Origin of the sequence: Capnocytophaga sp., assembly GCF_030532915.1 — a bacterium.
Classification (GTDB): Bacteria; Bacteroidota; Bacteroidia; order Flavobacteriales; family Flavobacteriaceae; genus Capnocytophaga.
Genome location: NZ_JAUNKD010000005.1, coordinates 15,613 through 36,747 on the forward strand (window position 1 = coordinate 15,613; position 21,135 = coordinate 36,747).

19 protein-coding genes are annotated in these 21,135 nt (G+C 39.0%); 6 read left to right on the top strand and 13 right to left on the bottom strand.

From position 1 onward, the window contains the following. Positions 1 to 41 precede the first annotated feature (41 nt). The 3 genes from Q4D72_RS02380 to Q4D72_RS02390 all read left to right on the top strand — a co-directional run bounded on the left by Q4D72_RS02380 (position 42) and on the right by Q4D72_RS02390 (position 4,202). Positions 42 to 1,607, top strand: a complete 1,566-nt coding sequence (locus Q4D72_RS02380) for a pilus assembly protein N-terminal domain-containing protein (protein WP_303075817.1) — start codon at positions 42 to 44, stop codon at positions 1,605 to 1,607. A gap of 207 nt (positions 1,608 to 1,814) precedes the next feature. Further along, positions 1,815 to 3,116, top strand: a complete 1,302-nt coding sequence (locus Q4D72_RS02385; RefSeq protein ID WP_303075818.1) for a pilus assembly protein N-terminal domain-containing protein — start codon at positions 1,815 to 1,817, stop codon at positions 3,114 to 3,116. Positions 3,117 to 3,239: 123 nt separating this feature from the next. Continuing rightward, entirely contained in the window at positions 3,240 to 4,202 is a 963-nt protein-coding gene (locus Q4D72_RS02390; protein WP_303075819.1) for a Gfo/Idh/MocA family protein, read from the top strand. A 131-nt stretch (positions 4,203 to 4,333) separates the two neighbouring features. Here the strand turns inward: Q4D72_RS02390 and Q4D72_RS02395 are convergent, their stop codons facing one another. The 13 genes from Q4D72_RS02395 to nrfH form a co-directional block, all read right to left on the bottom strand. Further along, positions 4,334 to 5,308: a deoxyhypusine synthase family protein gene (locus Q4D72_RS02395; RefSeq protein ID WP_303075820.1), complete on the bottom strand. Its 975-nt coding sequence runs from the start codon at positions 5,306 to 5,308 to the stop codon at positions 4,334 to 4,336. Between the two features lie 132 nt (positions 5,309 to 5,440). Continuing rightward, the gene (gene idi / locus Q4D72_RS02400; RefSeq protein ID WP_303075821.1) at positions 5,441 to 5,962 is read right to left on the bottom strand and encodes an isopentenyl-diphosphate Delta-isomerase; all 522 of its coding nucleotides are present in this window, start codon (positions 5,960 to 5,962) and stop codon (positions 5,441 to 5,443) included. Positions 5,963 to 6,310: 348 nt separating this feature from the next. After that, the gene (locus tag Q4D72_RS02405; protein ID WP_303075822.1) at positions 6,311 to 6,835 is read right to left on the bottom strand and encodes a DUF192 domain-containing protein; all 525 of its coding nucleotides are present in this window, start codon (positions 6,833 to 6,835) and stop codon (positions 6,311 to 6,313) included. 4 nt (positions 6,836 to 6,839) lie between these two features. Then, positions 6,840 to 7,766 carry a prolipoprotein diacylglyceryl transferase gene (gene lgt / locus Q4D72_RS02410; protein WP_303075823.1) on the bottom strand — a complete coding sequence of 309 codons (927 nt, stop codon included), beginning with the start codon at positions 7,764 to 7,766 and terminating at the stop codon, positions 6,840 to 6,842. A gap of 24 nt (positions 7,767 to 7,790) precedes the next feature. Continuing rightward, the gene (gltX, locus tag Q4D72_RS02415; RefSeq protein ID WP_303075824.1) at positions 7,791 to 9,293 is read right to left on the bottom strand and encodes a glutamate--tRNA ligase; all 1,503 of its coding nucleotides are present in this window, start codon (positions 9,291 to 9,293) and stop codon (positions 7,791 to 7,793) included. Positions 9,294 to 9,356: 63 nt separating this feature from the next. Beyond that, the gene (locus Q4D72_RS02420) at positions 9,357 to 10,019 is read right to left on the bottom strand and encodes an aspartate kinase (RefSeq protein WP_303075825.1); all 663 of its coding nucleotides are present in this window, start codon (positions 10,017 to 10,019) and stop codon (positions 9,357 to 9,359) included. A 196-nt stretch (positions 10,020 to 10,215) separates the two neighbouring features. Next, complete coding sequence (fumC, locus tag Q4D72_RS02425; protein ID WP_303075826.1) at positions 10,216 to 11,613, bottom strand: class II fumarate hydratase; 1,398 nt, start codon at positions 11,611 to 11,613, stop codon at positions 10,216 to 10,218. Positions 11,614 to 11,708: 95 nt separating this feature from the next. Next, positions 11,709 to 12,851, bottom strand: a complete 1,143-nt coding sequence (locus Q4D72_RS02430; protein WP_303075827.1) for an acyl-CoA dehydrogenase family protein — start codon at positions 12,849 to 12,851, stop codon at positions 11,709 to 11,711. Between the two features lie 87 nt (positions 12,852 to 12,938). After that, positions 12,939 to 13,832: a helix-hairpin-helix domain-containing protein gene (locus Q4D72_RS02435; RefSeq protein WP_303075828.1), complete on the bottom strand. Its 894-nt coding sequence runs from the start codon at positions 13,830 to 13,832 to the stop codon at positions 12,939 to 12,941. 114 nt (positions 13,833 to 13,946) lie between these two features. After that, complete coding sequence (gene ccsA / locus Q4D72_RS02440; RefSeq protein WP_303075829.1) at positions 13,947 to 14,741, bottom strand: cytochrome c biogenesis protein CcsA; 795 nt, start codon at positions 14,739 to 14,741, stop codon at positions 13,947 to 13,949. Positions 14,742 to 14,745: 4 nt separating this feature from the next. Then, positions 14,746 to 15,975 carry a cytochrome c biogenesis protein ResB gene (locus tag Q4D72_RS02445; protein ID WP_303075830.1) on the bottom strand — a complete coding sequence of 410 codons (1,230 nt, stop codon included), beginning with the start codon at positions 15,973 to 15,975 and terminating at the stop codon, positions 14,746 to 14,748. Between the two features lie 134 nt (positions 15,976 to 16,109). Then, positions 16,110 to 17,576 (bottom strand): ammonia-forming cytochrome c nitrite reductase, encoded by a 1,467-nt coding sequence (nrfA, locus tag Q4D72_RS02450; protein WP_303075831.1) that lies wholly within the window; start codon positions 17,574 to 17,576, stop codon positions 16,110 to 16,112. A gap of 59 nt (positions 17,577 to 17,635) precedes the next feature. Then, positions 17,636 to 18,241: a cytochrome c nitrite reductase small subunit gene (gene nrfH / locus Q4D72_RS02455; RefSeq protein WP_303075832.1), complete on the bottom strand. Its 606-nt coding sequence runs from the start codon at positions 18,239 to 18,241 to the stop codon at positions 17,636 to 17,638. 349 nt (positions 18,242 to 18,590) lie between these two features. On the opposite strand from nrfH, the gene Q4D72_RS02460 reads away from it, so the two are divergent. The 3 genes from Q4D72_RS02460 to ruvC all read left to right on the top strand — a co-directional run bounded on the left by Q4D72_RS02460 (position 18,591) and on the right by ruvC (position 21,128). Continuing rightward, on the top strand, positions 18,591 to 19,862 hold the full coding sequence (locus tag Q4D72_RS02460) for an alginate export family protein (protein WP_303075892.1): 1,272 nt from the start codon (positions 18,591 to 18,593) through the stop codon (positions 19,860 to 19,862). A 184-nt stretch (positions 19,863 to 20,046) separates the two neighbouring features. Further along, entirely contained in the window at positions 20,047 to 20,580 is a 534-nt protein-coding gene (locus Q4D72_RS02465; protein ID WP_303075833.1) for a hypothetical protein, read from the top strand. 2 nt (positions 20,581 to 20,582) lie between these two features. Further along, positions 20,583 to 21,128, top strand: coding sequence for a crossover junction endodeoxyribonuclease RuvC (gene ruvC / locus Q4D72_RS02470; RefSeq protein ID WP_303075834.1), 546 nt, complete (start codon positions 20,583 to 20,585; stop codon positions 21,126 to 21,128). Positions 21,129 to 21,135: the final 7 nt, after the last annotated feature.

Below are 21,135 nucleotides of genomic sequence, written 5' to 3' on the forward strand. Positions count from 1 at the left end.
TATTTGCACTTCATTTTACTAACATATAAATATATTCAACAATGAAAAATTTTAAATTTATGTATGGCGTGTTAGCCTTGTTTTTGATAGCCGTAGGTTGCGGAAAAGACAACGAAACACCCACAGAAGTAATCAATGAGCTTAAAACCGAAGCTACTGAACTGATTATCACCGAAAAAGAAAGCAAATCAGTTAAAATCACTTCCGGAAACGGAGCGTACAAAGTTGCATCGTCTGATGACAAAGTGGCAACCGCTACCGTAAAAGACAATACCGTTTCCGTTGAAGCCAAAAAAGCAGGAACTGCCAAAATTACCCTAAGCGACTCCAAGAATAAATCGCTCACAATCAACGTAATGGTAGATGCCTTAATCGCTTTGGAAGACCTGCAACAGCCCGTAACCCTAAAAATCGGAGCCGAAAAAACCATCTCAATTAAATCAGGAACAGGTACTTATAAAGTTGTGACTGATAACGACAACATTTCAGTTTCGAACGAAAATAATACCCTGAAAATCGTTGCCAAAAAAGCAGGAAATTCAAAAATCACGATTACCGACACCAAAACGAATAAAACCTTGGTGGTTGATGTGGTTGTGGAGCATCTTGATTTGGCAATCGCCGAAACTGCTGTAACAATGGCACTTAACACTTCAACTGAAATCGCTATAACCGCAGGTTCAGGGACTTACGATATTGCTGTTAATAACGACAACGTAACGGCAACAATAAATGAAAACAAAGTAATAATTATCCAAAGTAACAAAGGTGGAAATTCACAAATCACTGTTACTGATAGCATTACAAAAAAGACCGCTATCATTAACGTAACCGTATCACAACCCGATTTAGGGGTTTCTGTCAGTGAACTTGTCATTACCAAAAACACAAGCAAAACAGTTACAATAACCTCAGGTTCAAATCAATACGAAGTTACTTCTTCCAATGAAAGCATTGCAACTGTTACTCGTGAAAATCAAACCATTACCATTAATGGCATCAAAGAAGGAACAACCACCATCACTGTTAAAGACACGCAAAGCAATCAAACAAAACAAATTACGGTGAAAATTGTGGAAAAACTTGAATTACAAAGAACTTCATTGAGAAATCTTTATGTTAAAGATGAAGCGGGTATTCGAATAAATTCAGGAATGCCCACTCCTGAACTTTGCGTATCTGAGAATACGGAAATCGCTGTTTTTGAACGTATTGGAAAGATGGGTGACGATAACTATATATTTTTTAGAGGTAAAAAACAAGGAACGACAATCGTTAGGGTTTCCGATGGTACAACAACAATTAACGTCAATATAACCGTACTACCGGTGGTCAATATGACTATAAATGAAAATGAATTAACTACACTTATTGATGAAATCCAAACCATAACGATAACAGGAAGCGGTAAATACACGTTTGCGGTAGCGAATCCGGAAATTGCACAAATCGGAGATATTGAAAATACTGGTGGCAATAGTCTTTATACATATGTTGATATTAAAGGACTTAAAGCGGGAGAAACAACAATTACCATCACTCAAAATTCAACCAACATTAGCAAAACAATCAAAATTATCGTAGAAGAGGAAGAAGGTGATGAATAAATCGTTGCGTCTATATGATAATAATATAATACTAAAAAACGCTCTATTTGAATAGAGCGTTTTATTTTTTTGTGGATTATTTCAGCAAAAAACTAATTTTCAGCATAATACAATTTTACTTAAAAAAATTATAAAAACAACTACATTTATTCAGTCTAAATAACTATATTTGCACTTCATTTTACTAACATATAAATATATTCAACAATGAAAAATTTTAAATTTATGTATGGCGTGTTAGCCTTGTTTTTGATAGCCGTAGGTTGCGGAAAAGACAACGAAACACCCACAGAAGTAATCAATGAGCTTAAAACCGAAGCTACTGAACTGATTATCACCGAAAAAGAAAGCAAATCAGTTAAAATCACTTCCGGAAACGGAGCGTACAAAGTTGCATCGTCTGATGACAAAGTGGCAACCGCTACCGTAAAAGACAATACCGTTTCCGTTGAAGCCAAAAAAGCAGGAACTGCCAAAATTACCCTAAGCGACTCCAAGAATAAATCGCTCACAATCAACGTAATGGTAGATGCCTTAATCGCTTTGGAAGACCTGCAACAGCCCGTAACCCTAAAAATCGGAGCCGAAAAAACCATCGTAATTAAATCAGGAACAGGCTCTTATAAAGTTGTGGCTGATAATGATAATGTTATGGTTACTCACGAAAATAACACCCTGAAAATCGTTGCGCAAAAAGCAGGAAAGTCAAAAATCACGATTACCGACACCAAAACAAACAAAACCGTAATGGTTGATGTCGTTGTGGAACAACCCGATTTAGGTTCTTCTGTCAGTGAACTTGTCGTTACCAAAAACACAAGCAAAACAGTTACAATAACCTCAGGTTCAGGTCAATACGAAGTTACTTCTTCCAATGAAAGCATTGCAACTGCCTCCCGTGAAAATCAAACCATTACCATTAATGGCATCAAAGAAGGAACAACCACTATTACCGTTAAAGACACGCAAAGCAATCAAACAAAAGAAATTACAGTGAAGGTTGTGGAGCAATTAAGTTTAGGGGGCAATAGCCTCACAATTTTTGAAACCGGAAATGAGGCAATTGAATATGCCGGTTCACCAACAACATTTATCTCAAAAGACCCAAGTATAGCCACAGCAAGCATCGGTGAAGATATGTACGGCACACAGGGGATTGTTATCAAAGGTATTTCACCCGGCAAAACTACTGTTGACATTTCTGACGGTGACACCACAATTACGGTAAATGTTACCGTGAAAAAAGCAGCTGATTTAGCTCTTGTTGGTTCAGATAAAATTAACCTTTCCGTAGGCGGATATGCAAGTGTTTCTTTTTTTGGAAGTAACAACATAAATGTAACAAATTCCGATGCGGGAGTGGCAACAGCTGAATTTGGTCGCCCTTATCCGGATGAAAATCAAATTTGGCATCTTGACATCAATGCAAAAAAAGCCGGAACATCAACCGTTACTATCAAAGATAATCACAACAACAAAACGATAACTATTTCAATAACAGTACAATAAAACATCATAAATAAGAAAGAAAAAAGAGTAGTTCACAGATTTGAGCTACTCTTTTTTAGTAAAATAACTCAGGATACTTTTAATTTTTGTATCTTTGCTCACTATTTAACAAAATTGAAAACAATGAAATTAAAAGCCGGTGTTTTAGGAGCGGGACATTTGGGAAAAATTCACTTGCGATTGTTACAACAATCTGAAAAATATGACCTTGTCGGATTTTATGACCCCAATCAAGAAATTGCTAAAAAAGTAAGTGAAGAGTTTGGTTATCAATATTTTAAAACGATTGATGAACTTATTGATTCTTGTGATATGATTGATGTGGTTACCCCTACCCTAAACCATTTTGAGTGTGCCGAAAAAATCATTACCCGCAAAAAACATTTGTTTATCGAAAAACCCATTGCCAACACCATTGACGAAGCCGAACAAATCATCACTTTGGCAAAAAAATACAACGTCAAAGGGCAAGTAGGTCACGTTGAGCGTTTTAACCCTGCTTTTTTAGCCGTAAAAGAACAAATTACAAACCCAATGTTCATTGAGGCACATCGTTTGGCTGAATTTAACCCACGTGGTACGGATGTTCCCGTTGTACTGGATTTAATGATTCACGATATTGACGTGATTCTCAATGTAGTAAAATCAAATGTAAAACATATTTCTGCCAGTGGAACGCTCGTTATCAGTCAATCACCCGATATTGCAAACGCCCGTATTGAATTTGAAAATGGTTGTGTGGCTAACCTGACCGCGAGCCGAATTTCATTGAAAAATATGCGAAAATCGCGCTTTTTTCAAAAAGATGCCTATATTTCGGTAGATTTTCTTGAAAAAAAGGTAGAAGTCGTTAAAATGAAAGACGCCCCCGAAACGCCGGGCGACTTTGATATGATTCTGCAAAATGCCGAAGGAGAAAGAAAGCAAATCTACTTTGAAAACCCTGAAATTCAAGCTAATAATGCCATTTTAGACGAGTTGGAATCTTTTGCCGATGCCATAAACAACAACACAACACCTATTGTTACCCTTGAACAAGGCACCGAAGCCTTGCGTATCGCCAAACAAATTATCGAAAAACTTTAATATCGTTTGTTGTTTTATTTTGTATAAACAACTAATCATAAAACGGAAAAGAGCCGTTCGGATTTCCGAACGGCTCTTTCACATTCATCTTAAAAAATTATAAATATGAAAAACTAAACCTTCCTGCTTAATTATTGTCCTAAAATATAGGCGAAAATAAGGGGTGCTACGATAGTAGCATCTGACTCTACGATGTATTTCGGTGTGTTAATATCCAATTTTCCCCAAGTGATTTTTTCGTTTGGAACCGCCCCCGAGTACGACCCGTAGCTGGTTGTAGAATCTGAAATTTGACAGAAATACGCCCAAAATGGAACATCTTCCCATTCCAAATCTTGATACATCATCGGCACTACACAAATCGGGAAATCACCGGCAATACCACCACCAATTTGGAAGAAACCTACACCTTTTCCGGCAGAATTAGCTCTGTACCAATCCGTTAAGTAAACCATATATTCAATGCCCGATTTCACGGTTGAAGCCTTCAATTTCCCTTTGATGACATTTGATGCAAAAATATTTCCGGTGGTTGAATCTTCCCAACCCGGACAAACAATAGGCAAATTTCGTTCTGCCGCAGCAACAATCCACGAATTTTTAGGGTCAATTTCGTAATATTGCTTCAACACGCCCGAATTTACGACTTGGTACAAAAATTCGTGCGGAAAATAACGCTCGCCATTCTTCTCTGCTTTATGCCAAATGTCTTCCAAATGCTTTTGTAAACGACGAAATGCCTCCTCTTCTGGAATACAAGTATCAGTTACTCTATTATAATGATTTTCAAGCAACTCCCACTCATCTTGTGGTGTAAGATCTCGGTAATTCGGTACGCGTTTGTAATGTGAATGCGCCACAAGATTCATCACGTCTTCTTCCAAATTGGCACCCGTACACGAAATAATATCCACTTTTCCTTGGCGAATCATCTCTGCCAACGATATACCAAGCTCTGCCGTACTCATCGCTCCCGCCAATGAAACCAGCATTTTTCCACCTTCCAAAAGATGGGTTTCATAACCTTTTGCCGCATCAACCAAAGCCGCTGCATTAAAATGCAAAAAATTCTTCTCTATAAATTGTGAAATAGGTCCTTTACTCATTTTTTTTACTCATTTGCAATTCGGGGCAAAGATACAATTTAAAAATCAAATAACCTATTTTTATTTAATTTCATAATAAATAAAATAGTATGATTTGGTTTTCAATATTTTGTATTGCCATAACTATTCGTTTTATGGTAAGCTTACCAAGTGGTAAAATTTTTCAAAAATAATTTTAAACCATTCGGTGTAATGTTGCGGATTTTGAGCGATGTCTTTTTTGATATTTTCAGGAAATTCCCACTTCCAATCGGCTACTTCATCAGGGTTAATTATCGGATTACCATCATAATAGCCCAGTAGAATATGGTCGAGTTCGTGTTCGGTAAGTCCGTTATCGAATGGGGCTTTGTAAATGAATGAAACCACGTCGGAAAGTGCCACCGAAAAGCCCATTTCTTCCTGCAAACGGCGTTGTCCGGCTTCGATATTCGTCTCATTTTCACGCTGATGACTGCAACAAGTGTTTGTCCACAAACCCGGCGAATGATATTTATGTAGTGCCCGACGTTGCAACATCATCTCCCCTTTTTGGTTCATAACGAACACCGAAAAAGCCCGATGCAAAACCCCTTTTTGGTGAGCTTCCATCTTGGGCATCAACCCAATCGGATTGTCGTTTTCATCAACCAAAATCACTTTTTCTTCTTCCATAAAATTCTTGTTTTCAATATTTTATAAAATACGGAAACTTTTTTATAAATCTTTTAAGCTCATTATTTGTTTTTTATCCTTGTTCTTTTGTCTTGAAACAAAAGAACCAAAAATTCAAGGCTTTGGATACTCCGCTAAAAATCAATTCATTTCGCTGAAAATCTCCAAACTTGCTCCCTCCGGTCGCTTCGAACAATGGATATTTTCTACGCTCCATTCATTGATTTTTTTAACGCTTCGTCTCCAAGGCCGAGGGGGGACGCCAAAAAACACAAAAAATCAATACTAAATCATAAAAGTTCTGTATCTAAGCTATGACCTCAAAATGAAGTAACTGTATTACAGCACCTATTTCTTAACTTCAATAAAATCGCCCTTTTCAATACCCCATTTGTCGGACAAACCGCCGTTAATTTCCAAAACGTACATCGCAGGGGCTTCTGACGGTAACGAAGTTTCATCAAAAGGTTTAGCATTCTTGGCTATGCTAACTACTTTTTTATCCTTATCCAAATAAATGATATCTAACGGAATTTCAGTGTTTTTCATATAAAACGAACGCATTTCTTCGTCCGAGAAAATGAATAACATTCCTTGGTTTTCCTGCATTGACTTGCGATACATCAATCCCAAAGCGGTTTCTTCGGGCGTATCGGCAAATTCTACATCAATGGTTTTTAGCAAATTATCACCTTTAAAGATTGAAACTTCGGCTTCTTTGGTAAATTCAATTTCAGGGGCTTTAATTTCTACCTCTTGATACGTAATCGATTGATTTTCATTTGAAACAAACGACGGAATTACATACGCCAAAGCCGCCAACGCTACAAAACCCAATGCCAAATGCACAAAATATTTTCTAAAAAAATTCATTTCTTTATACGCTTTTCTTTCTAAATAATAAATAAAATCCTGCTACGATAAACGGAAGGCTCAACCACTGCCCTGTGGAAAACATTCCTAAACTGCTTTCAAATCCGCCTTGGCTTTCTTTGATGAATTCCACCGCAAAACGAATGCCCCACAAAGCCACCAAAAACAAACCAAAAATGAAGTACGGCTGCTTCTTTTTATCTGTTTTCCAGTATACAAACCACAAAATCCAGAACAAAACAAAGTACCCGAAAGCCTCATAAAGTTGCGTTGGATGTTGGTACGGAATGCTTGCCAAAACCTCTGAAAATCGCGGATCGTTGGCTATCAAATCATAAGCCTGCTTAGGCGAATGCGTTTCTGTAATCATCATCGCTTCACGAGCCGAAATATGTCCGCCTTGCACAAATTTTACGCCCAACGGAAAACCGGCACCCACAACTTTTCCGTTAATTTCCGAGTTGAAAAAATTACCAAACCGCACGAACATTCCGCCTATGGTAATGGGGATTACCACACGGTCTAAAATCCACGAAAGCGAAATATCTCTGTATTTTTTGACGTACAAAATCATTGCGATGATGATTCCGACTGCCGCTCCGTGACTTGCCAAGCCCGAAAAACCTGTGAACTGAAATTCGGGTTCAAAACGAATCGGCAAAAATATTTCCAAAATATGGTCTTTAAAATAATCCCAATCATAGAAAAAACAATGCCCAAGCCTTGCCCCGACCAAAGTTGCCACTGCCGTGTAAATGAACAAGGTATCTAACTGCTGTAAGGTCTTACCCTCATTGAGATAGATTTTTTTCATCAAGTACCAACCCAGCCCGAAAGCCACAACGAACATCAAACTGTAATATCTAAGTGAAAAACCTGAAAATGAGAGTAATGCCTCATCAGGATTCCACACAAAACTTAACGTCATCATAGATTAATTTTTTAAAGTTTCGGTTTATTTATTTGCGGAAACCAATGCCGATAATCGGCTTGTAGTTTCCTCTTTTCCAATGATTTCCATAATATGAAATACATCAACGCCTTTCATCTCGCCCACCAAAGCCAAACGAAGTGGCGGCATTACCTGTCCGAAGCCGTAATTATTGTCCGAAATGTATTTTTTTACGCTTTCTTCCAAAATGGAAGCCGAAAAATCAGTCGTTTTTTTGATAATTTCGGTTACTTCGGTCAAAATTTCGGAAGTATTTTCTTTCCATTGTTTTTTTAAGGCTTTTTCGTCATATTTTTCAGGTTTTTGGAAGAAATAACTGCCCAAATCCCAAAAATCGGCAACAAAAGTAGCTCTTTCTTTGATTAAAGAAATGATTTTTTCAAGTTTTTCGGAAGAAATCGTTATGTTTTTCTCCGCAAGAATTTTCCGGAAGCCGCCCGCCAATTCCGCATCTGATTTTTTCTGTAAATACTGATGATTAAACCACTGGGCTTTTTCGATATTGAATCGTGCCCCTGATTTATGAACTCGCTCTAAATCAAATAGTTCTATTAATTGTTCCAATGAGAAAATCTCCTCGTCCGTACCCGGATTCCAACCCAAAAGTGCCAAAAAGTTTACCAAGGCTTCCGGAAAATAACCTTCACCTTTGAAACCCTTTAACATTCCGCCCTCTTCTTGCCAATCCATCGGAAATACCGGAAAACCGAGTTTTATTCCGTCGCGTTTGCTTAACTTTCCGTTTCCTACGGGCTTCAAAATCAGCGGTAAATGTGCAAATTGCGGTGCCTGCCAACCAAAAGCACGATACAATAAAATGTGCAACGGCATTGAAGGTAACCACTCCTCACCGCGAATTACGTGCGTGATTTCCATTAGGTGGTCATCGACGATGTTCGCCAAGTGATACGTGGGCATTCCGTCGCTTTTAAACAACACTTTATCGTCCAACGTTTTTGTATCAACGGTTACCTCTCCGCGAATTAAATCACTCATTTTCAATACTTCATCGTGAGGCATTTTAAATCGGATTACAAATTCATCGCCTTGTTTCAAACGTTTTTGCACCTCTTCTGCCGAAAGTGACAATGAATTTTTAAGCTGTTGCCGATTGCTCCAATTGTAAATAAACGTTTTACCTTCCGATTCGTATGATTTTCGCTGATTATCAAGCTCTTCTGCCGTATCAAAAGCGTAATATGCCCAACCGTTTTTAATCAATTCATCGGCATATTTTTTGTAAATTTCTTTGCGTTCACTCTGGCGATACGGAGCGTGTTTTCCTTCTTTCCCTACGCCTTCGTCATACGGAATTCCGCACCAGTTCAGTGCGTCAATGATGTATTTTTCAGCACCTTGTACGTAACGTGTTTGGTCGGTGTCTTCAATACGAAGCAAAAAATCACCGCCGTGTTTTTTGGCAAACAAATAGTTAAACAAAGCGGTGCGCACCCCGCCTATGTGTAAAGCCCCCGTCGGGCTTGGAGCAAATCGAACTCTAACCATTTTTCAATCATCTAAAAATCAGATAGTAACCAAAAAACCTGTTTTAGTTACTTCTGTTTAAATTTATAACAATTTTAAATCTTTAATCACTTTAAAAGCCACATCTACCTGATATTCAGGAACAATAATAGTAAACTCGTTGGCTGTGGAAATCACTTCATTCATCGAAACGCCCTCCCACGCCAAACGTTGAAAAATAAAATAATAAATCCCCGGAACAGAAATATTTTCTTCCGGAAGTTTCACACTAATAGATCCCAAATTAGTGAATTTGTATAAACACCGCTCCTTCTTAAAAATACTTTCAACCAACGCCTCTGTTGAGTTACTCACTATCAAACTCGTTTCATTAACGCCCCGCGAAGTGGTAAAAAAAACATCCTTCGTGTTTTGAATGTTTTTGAGCAGTTCTGCTTGGCTGTTCAAAAGGGTTTCCGAGACCAAAAACGTGTAATCCGTTAAGTTGGAACGCACGATAATCTCTCCAATATTTTTCAAAACTTTAACAATTCGATGGGTGGAACGAAATTCCATATCTGTTGAAAGACGTTTGAGCGCCATCACAATAGCACCATTACGCACCTCACGACTGGTAGTTTCATTCTGAATTTCTTTACGAATGACTCGAGCCAACGATGTTAAGTTTATAATCCCTTGTGAAAGAGCAGTTTGCAAAAAAGGTTTTGATTTAATATAATTTTCAACGGCTGCCGATACTGTTTTCATCGAGTTACCACTTTTAAAGTTAACGTTATTTTTCTGTTACAAAAGTACAATAAAAAATTATTCTACAACGAAAAAAAACTTTTTTGGCATTTTATTAACTTTTAAAGAAAAAAATAACTCGTTACTAATCGACAAAAATGGAGGCTGTCATCACAACAGCCTCATTTTTATTTTAAGAAAAAGTTTTAGTAAAATATTACTTCAAACTTCCCACCATATCTTCGGGTTTTACCCACGCATCGAAATCTTCGGGCGTAACGTATCCCAAACGAACGGCTTCTTCTTTTAGAGTTGTGCCGTTGCGATGTGCCGTTTGTGCAATTTCGGCTGCTTTATAATATCCGATTTTGGTGTTCAATGCCGTTACCAACATCAGCGAATTATCAACCAACTCTTTGATACGCTTGTGGTTAGGCTCGATTCCTTTGGCACAATGCTCGTCAAACGAAACACAAGCATCGCCCAACAATTCCGCTGAACGCAAGAAGTTTGCAGCCATCATCGGTTTGAATACGTTAAGCTCGTAATGCCCTTGCGCACCACCCACCGAAATCGCTACATCGTTACCCATCACTTGGGCTGCAACCATCGTAAGCGCCTCACACTGAGTAGGATTAACTTTCCCAGGCATAATTGAACTTCCCGGTTCGTTTTCTGGAATCAAAATCTCACCAATTCCGGAACGTGGTCCAGATGCCAACATACGAATGTCATTGGCGATTTTGTTCAACGAAACCGCCAATTGTTTCAACGCTCCGTGAGCCTCAACAATGGCATCGTGTGAAGCCAACGCCTCGAACTTGTTCGGAGCCGTAACAAACGGATGCCCAGTGAATTTGGCGATGTACTCGGCAACTTTCACATCGTATCCTTTTGGGGTGTTCAATCCCGTACCAACGGCAGTTCCGCCCAACGCCAATTCCGACAAGTGAGCCAAGGTGTTTTTCAAGGCTTTCAAGCCGTAATCCAACTGAGCGGCATAACCTGAAATTTCTTGCCCCAAAGTAAGCGGCGTAGCGTCCATAAGGTGCGTACGTCCGATTTTTACTACATTTTTAAAGGCTTCTGCTTTGGCTTTCAACGTATTGCGAAGTTGCTCCACACCCGGAATGGTTTTTTCAACCACCATTTTATAACAAGCAATGTGCATTCCCGTTGGAAACGTATCGTTTGACGATTGCGATTTGTTCACATCGTCATTGGCTTTCAAAACCGGTTCTCCTTCGCCGATTTTTCCACCTGCAAGTACCTGAGCTCGGTTGGCAATTACCTCATTTACATTCATATTCGATTGCGTTCCAGAGCCTGTTTGCCAAATTACCAGCGGAAATTGGTCGTCCAATTTTCCTGCCAGAATTTCATCGCAAACCTGTGCAATGGCATCGCGTTTTTCGGTAGAAAGTACCCCCAAATCGCAGTTGGCATAAGCGGCGGCTTTTTTCAGGTAAGCGAAACCTCTAACGATTTCGATAGGCATCGAAGCAGGAGCTCCGATTTTGAAATTGTTGCGTGAACGTTCGGTTTGGGCTCCCCAGTATTTGTCGGCAGGGACTTTCACTTCGCCCATAGTGTCTTTTTCAATTCTGTAACTCATTTTGTTATATTTAATTTATTAAACAATCAGTTTTCCGGCTTTAAAAACCCCACAAAAATACTAAATTTTAGTTACATAAAATAATTTTACGACGATTATTTTTTATCAATATGCCTGCTGATAACCAATTTTTGAATTTCGGTCGTTCCTTCGCCTATGGTACAGAGTTTTGAATCGCGAAAGAATTTTTCCACCGGAAAATCTTTGGTGTATCCGTATCCACCGTGAATTTGAATGGCTTCGGTTGCGACTCTCACGCACATTTCAGAAGCATACATCTTCGCCATTGCGCCGGCTTGGGTTACTTTTTCCTTATTGTTTTTCAAATAAGCCGCTTTATGCAGCAACAATTCCGAAGCCTCAATTTCAGTTGCCATATCCGCCAACTTAAATGCAACAGACTGAAAATCAATCAATCGCTTTTCAAATTGCGTACGTTCTTTGGCATACTTCACAGCCGCTTCATACGCTCCTTTGGCAATGCCCAACGCCAACGCCCCGATGGATATGCGTCCGCCGTCCAGTACTTTCATCGCTTGAATGAAGCCTTCGCCAACTTCGCCCAATAAATTTTCTGCCGGAATGTGACAATCCTGAAAAATAATCTCAGCGGTTTCACTGGCACGCATTCCTAATTTATTTTCTTTCTTTCCGCTGGTAAATCCCTGTGTACCACGCTCAACAACGAAAGCCGAAATGCCGTGTTTGTCGCCTTTGGCTCCGGTGCGGGCAATTACCACAGCAATGTCTCCCGATTTTCCGTGTGTAATAAAATTTTTAGCTCCGTTCAAAACCCAAAAATCACCTTCTTTAACTGCTGTCGTTGCCATTGCTCCTGAATCAGAGCCCGTGTTATGCTCGGTAATCGCCCAAGCGCCAATCCACTCACCCGAAACCAATTTCGGAAGCCATTTTTGTTTCTGTTCTTCACTTCCGAATTCATATATATGATTGGTACAAAGTGAATTATGCGCAGCAACAGAAAGCCCTATTGAAGGATCAACTTTTGAAATCTCTTCAATAATGGCGATATAATCGTGGTAATTTAAACCCGAACCTCCGTAAATTTCAGGTACCAAAACCCCCATAAAGCCCATTTCACCTGCTTTTTTAAACACTTCTATCGGAAATTCTTGACTTTCGTCCCATTTCATTATGTTGGGACGAATGTATTTTTCAGAAAATTCCCGTGCCGACTCGGCTACCATTTTTTGCGTGTCAGAATAGCTAAAATTCATCTTATCAGTACTTTTTTAATTTATAATTCTTATAAAAATTAGGAAAGGCGACAATTTTACGAAAAAAAAATGAATTTACAAAAAATATTATTCAGATGCGGCGTACAAATAAATTTGAAGCATTGTTACTCTTTTCTTATCAAATCCACTGATTGTCAGTAAATCATCAAGTTTTTTAATCCCTTCTAATTCAGAACGAAGTGCCACAACTTTTTTTGCATCATCAAAGGTAAGGTACGGAGTTTTAGCAAGTTCGTATAAATTCAGCTTGTTTATGTCTTGTTTTTGAATATTAGGCAACGTTTTTACCTCGAACTGCTCCACTACCCTATCAAAAACTTCTTTTTGCAAGCCGTAAACTTCCGAAACCTGCGAGATATACGTAAATCCTTGTAATTTATTGCGGAATTTTAAAATCCGTTGTGAAAGTACCTCCCCAATGCCGTATATTTCCATAAAATCTTCTTTCGTTGCCTGATTTACGTCTTTTTTAACCGTTACTTTTTCGTTTTTCGGGCTGCTTTCGGATTTTGTTTTTTCTGTTTTAAAATACTTATTTTCAGCCGATTTATTATTTTTAACCCATTTCGGAAATTTAAAATAAGGAGCTATTTCTGCAAGCAAACTGTCCGAAATTTGTGTAACGGTTTGAAACTCTTCCGCTGAGTTTACAAATTTATTTTCACTGCGAAACGCCAACAATCGGTCAATTTCATCAGGTTTCATACCTAACATAAATCCCTTATAATCAGTTATAAAATTCGGATTAAACGGATAAACCGTATCTTTTTTGGGTTTCAAAGCTATTTGCCGCAACGAATCCAACTCCTTATTAACTGCCATAAGTTGCTTATTATCAACATCAATTGTCGCTCCTGTAAAATCAACGGTAAAATAAATGACCTGCAACACAATGATAATCAGAAGCAACACAACAATCCCGATACGTTGATTTCGGTTGAAGATAAAAAATCGATTCATAGCTTTGAAAAACAATAGTTTGACACAAAAATACCATATTTTTTTAAGAAAAACCTTTTTGCAAGTAGAATTTTACACAAAAAAGGAGAATCGTTTTGTGATTCTCCTTAATTTTTAACCCGAATACGTATGCACGCTCATTTGTGCCGTCGGGAGGTAATTCACTCCAAACCAACACACTAAAAGCAATAAAAATGCAATTACGACAATCAAAAAATTGGTAAAAGGCTGTTTTTCTTTGTGTTTGTATTTATGATGAATGTACACCAAATAGGCAAGCCACGTGATGAACGCCCAAGTTTCTTTGGGGTCCCACGTCCAGTAATGCCCCCAGGCTTCTTTTGCCCACAATGCCCCGAAAAGCAATCCGAAAGTCAGAAAAACATAACCGATTCTGATAAGCTGGTCGGTAACCAAAGTCGCCTTTTGCGTGTCTTTTTTCTTTTTGTAGCGATACATTCCGTAAATAGCTGTCAGTGAAGCCATTCCAAGCATCGCATAGGCAAAAATATACACAATCACGTGCGGAATAAACCAAACGCTCTGCAACGCCGGCATCAGAGTTTTGTTCATTGTATCCGGACGGAAAAACGTTACCAACAGAAACACAATGCCCATCAGCGCCGAATAATTCAGCATCCATTTTTGGCGATACAGCAAATAAATCGAAAAACCGATAAGTCCCATAAAAAAGGCGTACCAAATACGCGTTTCCGCTAAGGTTCGCAACGGCGGACGGTCGAGTTCTATCCACAACTTGGCGATAAAAACCCCGATAACGAGCGTTGCCAACAGATGAAAAAGTAAACTTATCTGTTTGGTAATCTTACTTTTAGAATAAATCATTACGCCCGAAGCTATCCACAGCAACAGGCTTGAAACGGTAATGTAATCAAAATATTTCCACATAACTTTACTTTCTGTTTACAAATAAAAAGGCAATTCCGCCTGCCATCAATATAAAAATTCCTGTATAAACCACCGGTAACCAAGGGTCTAAAATCAATTCCACGACACTGAGGTCTGACCAACGCCCCATTCGCTCGTCATAACTCACCTGATATATTTTCCAGCCATCAATCTTAACGGGGTGATTTACTTCGATGGTTTCAGTGCGAACTTGTTCGGTATCTTTCTGATAAATAATCACTTCCGATTGAAATTTACGAGCTTCGGGAGGAGCCATCAACAGCGTATGTTCCTCATCGAGATGAATGGCTCTGGGCGGAAGTTGGAAATTTCCGGCAGAAATCCAATCTTGTATTTTTTTTCCGGTTTTGGTATTTTCCACCGTGATGAAAGCTGCATTGGTCGCTCCCCACATTCCGTGGCTTACGTAGGTGCTATCCGACTCAGGAACAGCGTTTTCAAAGTATTGATGTTGCGTAATTTTCCAATCAAGGATTTTACCTTCCGAGCCGTCTTTTTCAAGCATAAATCCTTCGGGTTTTGCTTTTGGAAGCGAATTTCCTAAGGAATCAATGATAAACAATTTATTCGGATAAATATCTATGTCAAAGGATTTTAGCTCCATTGCAATAGGAAGTTGAATGACGTTTCCGTAGTCGTCTGTGGCACGCCATTCGATTTTGTCTTTGCGTAAATCCATTTTCAACCGAATCAAATCGCCCTGCCCCAACACGCCGGCAAACATCACCAGCCAAAGCCCGAAATGATTCAGTAAAAAAGTAATGTTTTTGCTTTGATAAACCATTGAACGTTTGAGGATTGCCAGCCACAAATTGGTTAAAGCCATCAGAAAAACGAGTGCAAAATACCACGTTTTGGTGATGTCGTCCAAACCAAAATGAAGTAAGGTTTGCGAAGTTCCGTGATGCCCCTTATTAATACTGATGCTCCCCAACCCGATGGTAAGCACCCCCAACGTAATGACCGTAACGATGGCAAAAGGCGTACTCGAATGCAGGTTAATAAAGTTTTTCTTCTTGAAAATGAAGAATATAGCCGTATTTAGAATAACGAAAGCCAGTCCGCCGAAAATATTTTGCGGAAAACTAAACCAACTCTTGGGGATACTCCCAAAAACGTATTGCAAAATTCCGCCTACCAAAAGCGACAGCAAGGCAATCATCACCGAATACCGATACTGATTGCTTTTGTGAAATTCCTTGTCTAAATTCATAAATTATTTTTCAGTTTAAATCCATTTGTTAAATTGCATACGCAAAATCCCGCCCAAAAATATAAAAAAAACCGTTGCGGAGTTATTTTTTTGCTAAAAACCCAGCAACGGTCGGTAAATTTGTTATGAAAAAACTATTTCTGTGAAATCAAATTACCTTTTTCTTTGGCTTCTTTTATCCATTTCGGAACGATGGTTTTCATAAATTGTTTTTTGTTGGCTTCTTCTTTTTCCATATCCAAACCGATAACTGCCTGAGCTTTTGCTTTAGTGCTGATGTCCGGCATTTCAAATTTGGTTTCGATTTTCAGTTTGTCAGTCAGGCTGTTCATATCTGATTCAGCTTGCATTGCGAAGAACATTCCGTCTCCCAATACTTTTTGCGACTCAATTGGTGCGTGGAAAGCCGCTCCGTGTGAAGCTGTTATGAAATCCCAACGCCATTGTGATTTACGGATAAGCTCCAAAATAGGCTTCATTTGCTCTTCCGTAGCACCGTTATCCCACAAGAATTTAGCTTGGAAATGCACTTTTGCTAACTGTTTTTCTAAACGATTACGAAGCGTAAATACATAATCCTGACGCTCATACACGTTTTTTCTAAGCTCATCTTCAGGTTGTCTGTGGCACACTTGGCAACTCGCATTGATGTTTCTAAGCGGGCTACTAATATGGTGGTCGGTGTATTTTACCCCGCCTTCCGTTTTATAAGGCATATGGCAGTCTGAACAAGAAACTCCGCGTTGTGCGTGAATTCCTAATTGGAAAATCTCATAATCAGGGTGTTGCGCTTTCAAAATCGGTGTGCGACTTACTTTATGAACGAAATCCACCCAACCAATGCTGTCATAAAATTTCTCAACATCTTCCACTTTTTTACCTTTATCCCACGGGAAAGTCAAGTGGTTGCTTTCTTTTTTGAAATAATATTCCACGTGACATTGCGCACAAACAAGCGAACGCATTTCTTGATGAGTGGCTTTTGAAATGTCTTTGCCTTGACGATTAAACGCCTCAACCAAAGCGGGTTGCGTAATGGTCAAATTCATCGTTTTAGGGTCGTGGCAGTTAGCACAACCAATAGGATTTACCACTTCGCTTCCCCACTCGTCCCATTGAGCTTTGTAATATTTTTCTAAACCTACTTTGTTCATAAGTCTCGGAACGTCAGGGCTTTTACAAGTCCAACACGTACCAGGTTGTGGTGAGTGTGTCGAATCTGTTGGGGCACCTGTACGCAAAGTGTGCGTAACATCATTAATGGAATACATATGCCCGCGCGGAGCTGTGTAATCCTTTGAAAATGCGTATCCTGCCCATAAAACCACCATTTCGGGGCGTTCTGCCAACAGGTCGTCATTATCACTGCTCATATATTTGGCTCGGAAAGTGGTATCGGCAGTTTGCAACCACGACTGGTACTCACGCTGATAATACTCTCCCCAAATCTCGTTTCGAGCCTCAAATTCTTTAATATCCGTATTTGCTCTCGAAATAATCTGTGCTTCGGCTTTTCTTCCCATAATGGAATTTGCAAGCATTCCTAACAGAAATGTCACTGCCGCCAAAATTCCTACGATTAACCAATTTTTCTTTTTCATCGCTAAGTGTATTAATTGTCAGTCTCTTATATTTTGTTAATTTTAAACTTAATTGAAGGTTACTTCCCTTTTTGATTCACGTCAATCATATTTTTCAACCAATCGGGAATGGGCTCTGAAACCAACGGAACTCTCGCATTTGGGGCTGAATTCAGGCCTCTTACGTTTCCGTGCGGAACGTCGGTATGGCATTCCCAACAGAGTTTCCCCTGATCGGCGTGCGCCATTTGAGCCGTTACATTGCCCGTACCCACCACGCTGTTAAGCTGGTCGTGACAACGGATACAGTTCTCTTGAACCACCATTTGCCCCGGTTTGTGCATCGTTATTACCTGCGGTTCCATCCGGAAAGTAAACATCGTGGCGTGTCGGAGTCCGTCACTCGCCTTGAAATAATACTTTCTGAAAAAATTATCGTGCGGAACGTGACAGTCGTTGCACACCGTATTTCGCCCGTGTGAGGAGTGAAACCAAGTGGAATACTCCGGTGCCATAATATGGCAATTCACGCAGGCTTTCGGATCATCAGAAAGGTAAGAATACGCCTTCGAGATATAAAAAATATATCCGCTAAGCCCAAGCAATATCCCCACCAAAGAAGGAATCAAGTACTTAAAATACTTGTTCTTTTTCACCTGTTTTGTTTCTTTATTTGTTGTTGCCATCGTTAAAAAAAGATATTTGTATCTTATTGTCGCAAATGTAAAAACTTTTTACTATATTTGCAATGTCAAACAACAGATTTTGAGTATTTTATTTTCATTCTAAATAAGAAATCATAGATGAATGTATATACTATAATGGTGTAAAATAAATACGATTTTCGCAATGAATTTAGGTTATTAAAATACTTTTTTATCTTAATTTGAACAAATCGAATATTTTTCACATAAAAACAGCCGATTTATCAAAATAAATACAAAATTATTGACTATTTTAAAATATTTTTAATTTAAAACTAACTATTTGATTATGAAGAGAAATTTTCTTTCAGTGGTAGCGTTCGGATTTTTAATGACGCTTTTTTCCGGCTTGGCAAATGCCCAAGAAACGGAAAATGATTTTTCGATTTCGGCTCAAATTCGTCCGAGATTTGAGTACAGAAACGGGGCATATCGTCCTTTGCAACAAGGCGAAGAGCCTGCCATTTTGGTAAACAATCGGGTGCGACTCAATTTTGACTACAAAAACAACAACAATTTGCGGTTGTACGTCTCGCTTCAAAATGTGAATGTTTGGGGGCAAGCTCCTCAAATACAAGTTGCTGATAAAACCGGCGGAGCTTCTATTTTTGAGGCTTATGCATCGTTTCCGCTGGCTAAAACGTTGGAAGCCAAGATTGGGCGACAAATGATTGTGCTTGACGATGACCGCATTTTCGGCTCGCTTGACTGGCATCCCGCGGGTCGTAGCCACGATGCGGTAAACCTGAATTGGAAGGCTTCCGATAAGTTTTTGTTACGTAGCTTTTTGGCTTTTAATCAGAATTATGCAGAGCGAGATATCAACAGTCCGGCGGAACAATTCTTTACCAAAGATGCTCAGCCTTACCAACATATGGAAACTTTCCACGGTTTGTACAACATTTCTGAAACCAATCGTATTTCGTTTTTATTCAGCAATTTAGGCTTCCGAGATGATGCTGTTGCCGATGCCAAAACGCAAAATATGCAAACATTTGGTTTTCATTACGTTGGAGCTTCCAATGATTGGAAATACGGACTTACTTCTTACTTCCAAACGGGGAAAAACACCGGCGGAGCTACCAAAAGTGCTTATATGTTTGCCTTCAATGCGGGTTACAAATTTTCCGATGCGTTTAGCTTAACGGCTGGTTTAGACTACCTTAGCGGAAAAGCTGCCGATGACACATCGGACAAAGACAAGGCATTCAATCCGTTTTCAGGCACCAATCACAAGTTTTACGGATTTATGGACTATTATTACGTTCCTGCCGTAAACCCCGTGGGATTGGTAAATCCGTATCTTACGGTAAACTTCCGTACGGGCGAAAAAAGCAGTCTGTCAGCCACTTGGCATCATTTCAGAAGTGCCGCCACGACCTACGACAGTAACGGCAACAAAAAGTCCGGCTTAGGTAACGAAATCGATTTGGTGTACAGCCTCAAAGTGCAGCCTTACATCGGTTTGCAAATGGGCTATTCAACGTATTTCACCACCGATGCTCTCAAAACTTTGAAAAATACGCCCAACGCACGAGCTCATCAAGATTGGTTTTGGTGTAGTTTGAATATCAACCCAAAAATTTTTTCGGCTAAGTTTTAATAAAATATTAATTTACAATAAATTGCGTCTAAAAATTTATAAATTTTCAGACGCAATTTTTATTTGAATAAGTTTTAATTCTTCTTAAAATAACCATCAATATTGCCAAAAAATAGCACTTTTATTTTTTTGTATCACATTTTTATAGTACTTTTGAGACCTAAATTTAAAACAAGATAATTATATGAAATATTGCTTTTGGATTTTTGGTTTGGCTTTTGCACTCATTTCCTGCGGAGGAAATAATAACGAATTATCAAAGGAAGAAAAAGAAAAGATAAAGCAAGCAAAATTAGATTCTATTGCCGAAGCGAGATTTAACGAAATCAACCAAGATGATGTGGATACTTTCCCAATCTTTACCGGAATTTGTGCAGATTCGCTCCCGAAAGAAGAGCAGAAAAAATGTTTTGAAACTTCATTCGTAAAATTGTTACACGGAAAACTTCAAAAGGAAAAATTTGAAGCCACCGCTCCGATTAACGATAAAATTCTGGTAAACATCAAAGTTGATAACTCCGGAAAAATAACACTCGTAAATATCGAAACACCCAATGAAACAGTTGAAATGCCCGCAACTGCCAAACAATCGTTTCAAGAAATTATAACCACACATTTGAATAATATTTCCAACGAAAACCCCATAGTGCCCGCTACCAAGCAAGGATTGGAAGTTGGCACGCAATTTACCTTGCCGATTGTAATTAATGTAAAATAGTTTTGGAAAAAATCATTCTAGGAATTGACCCCGGAACCACCATTATGGGTTTCGGACTGATACGGGTTGAAAAACAACAAATGAGTTTACTGCAAATCAATGAATTACAACTAAAAAAATACACCGATCACTACTTAAAACTCCGCGTTATTTTTGAGCGAACCCTTGAACTCATTGATACCTATCACCCCGATGAGTTAGCCATTGAAGCGCCCTTTTTCGGTAAAAACGTACAATCAATGCTAAAACTGGGCAGAGCGCAGGGCGTAGCGATGGCTGCCGGTCTTTCCCGACAAATCCCCATTACCGAATACGAACCCAAAAAAGTGAAAATGGCAATCACCGGTAACGGAAACGCTTCCAAAGAACAGGTCGCAAAAATGCTTCAACAATTACTGAGCATCAAAGAATTACCAAAACATTTTGATGCCACTGACGGTTTGGCAGTTGCTGTATGCCACTTTTTCAATAGTGGGCGAGTTTCTTCACAAAAATCATACAATAGTTGGGAATCTTTTGTCAAACAGAACGAAAATCGTGTTCGCTAATGCTTTT

Coding starts and splice junctions, on each gene's coding strand:
- nrfH (WP_303075832.1), bottom strand. CDS start 18,241: ATGGCAACAACAAATAAAGAAACAAAACAGGTGAAAAAGAACAAGTAT.
- lgt (WP_303075823.1), bottom strand. CDS start 7,766: ATGATGACGTTAAGTTTTGTGTGGAATCCTGATGAGGCATTACTCTCA.
- Q4D72_RS02380 (WP_303075817.1), top strand. CDS start 42: ATGAAAAATTTTAAATTTATGTATGGCGTGTTAGCCTTGTTTTTGATA.
- Q4D72_RS02430 (WP_303075827.1), bottom strand. CDS start 12,851: ATGAATTTTAGCTATTCTGACACGCAAAAAATGGTAGCCGAGTCGGCA.
- idi (WP_303075821.1), bottom strand. CDS start 5,962: ATGGAAGAAGAAAAAGTGATTTTGGTTGATGAAAACGACAATCCGATT.
- Q4D72_RS02405 (WP_303075822.1), bottom strand. CDS start 6,835: ATGAATTTTTTTAGAAAATATTTTGTGCATTTGGCATTGGGTTTTGTA.
- Q4D72_RS02385 (WP_303075818.1), top strand. CDS start 1,815: ATGAAAAATTTTAAATTTATGTATGGCGTGTTAGCCTTGTTTTTGATA.
- Q4D72_RS02460 (WP_303075892.1), top strand. CDS start 18,591: ATGACGCTTTTTTCCGGCTTGGCAAATGCCCAAGAAACGGAAAATGAT.
- Q4D72_RS02465 (WP_303075833.1), top strand. CDS start 20,047: ATGAAATATTGCTTTTGGATTTTTGGTTTGGCTTTTGCACTCATTTCC.
- fumC (WP_303075826.1), bottom strand. CDS start 11,613: ATGAGTTACAGAATTGAAAAAGACACTATGGGCGAAGTGAAAGTCCCT.
- Q4D72_RS02420 (WP_303075825.1), bottom strand. CDS start 10,019: ATGAAAACAGTATCGGCAGCCGTTGAAAATTATATTAAATCAAAACCT.
- Q4D72_RS02395 (WP_303075820.1), bottom strand. CDS start 5,308: ATGAGTAAAGGACCTATTTCACAATTTATAGAGAAGAATTTTTTGCAT.
- Q4D72_RS02390 (WP_303075819.1), top strand. CDS start 3,240: ATGAAATTAAAAGCCGGTGTTTTAGGAGCGGGACATTTGGGAAAAATT.
- Q4D72_RS02445 (WP_303075830.1), bottom strand. CDS start 15,975: ATGAATTTAGACAAGGAATTTCACAAAAGCAATCAGTATCGGTATTCG.
- nrfA (WP_303075831.1), bottom strand. CDS start 17,576: ATGAAAAAGAAAAATTGGTTAATCGTAGGAATTTTGGCGGCAGTGACA.
- Q4D72_RS02435 (WP_303075828.1), bottom strand. CDS start 13,832: ATGAATCGATTTTTTATCTTCAACCGAAATCAACGTATCGGGATTGTT.
- ccsA (WP_303075829.1), bottom strand. CDS start 14,741: ATGTGGAAATATTTTGATTACATTACCGTTTCAAGCCTGTTGCTGTGG.
- gltX (WP_303075824.1), bottom strand. CDS start 9,293: ATGGTTAGAGTTCGATTTGCTCCAAGCCCGACGGGGGCTTTACACATA.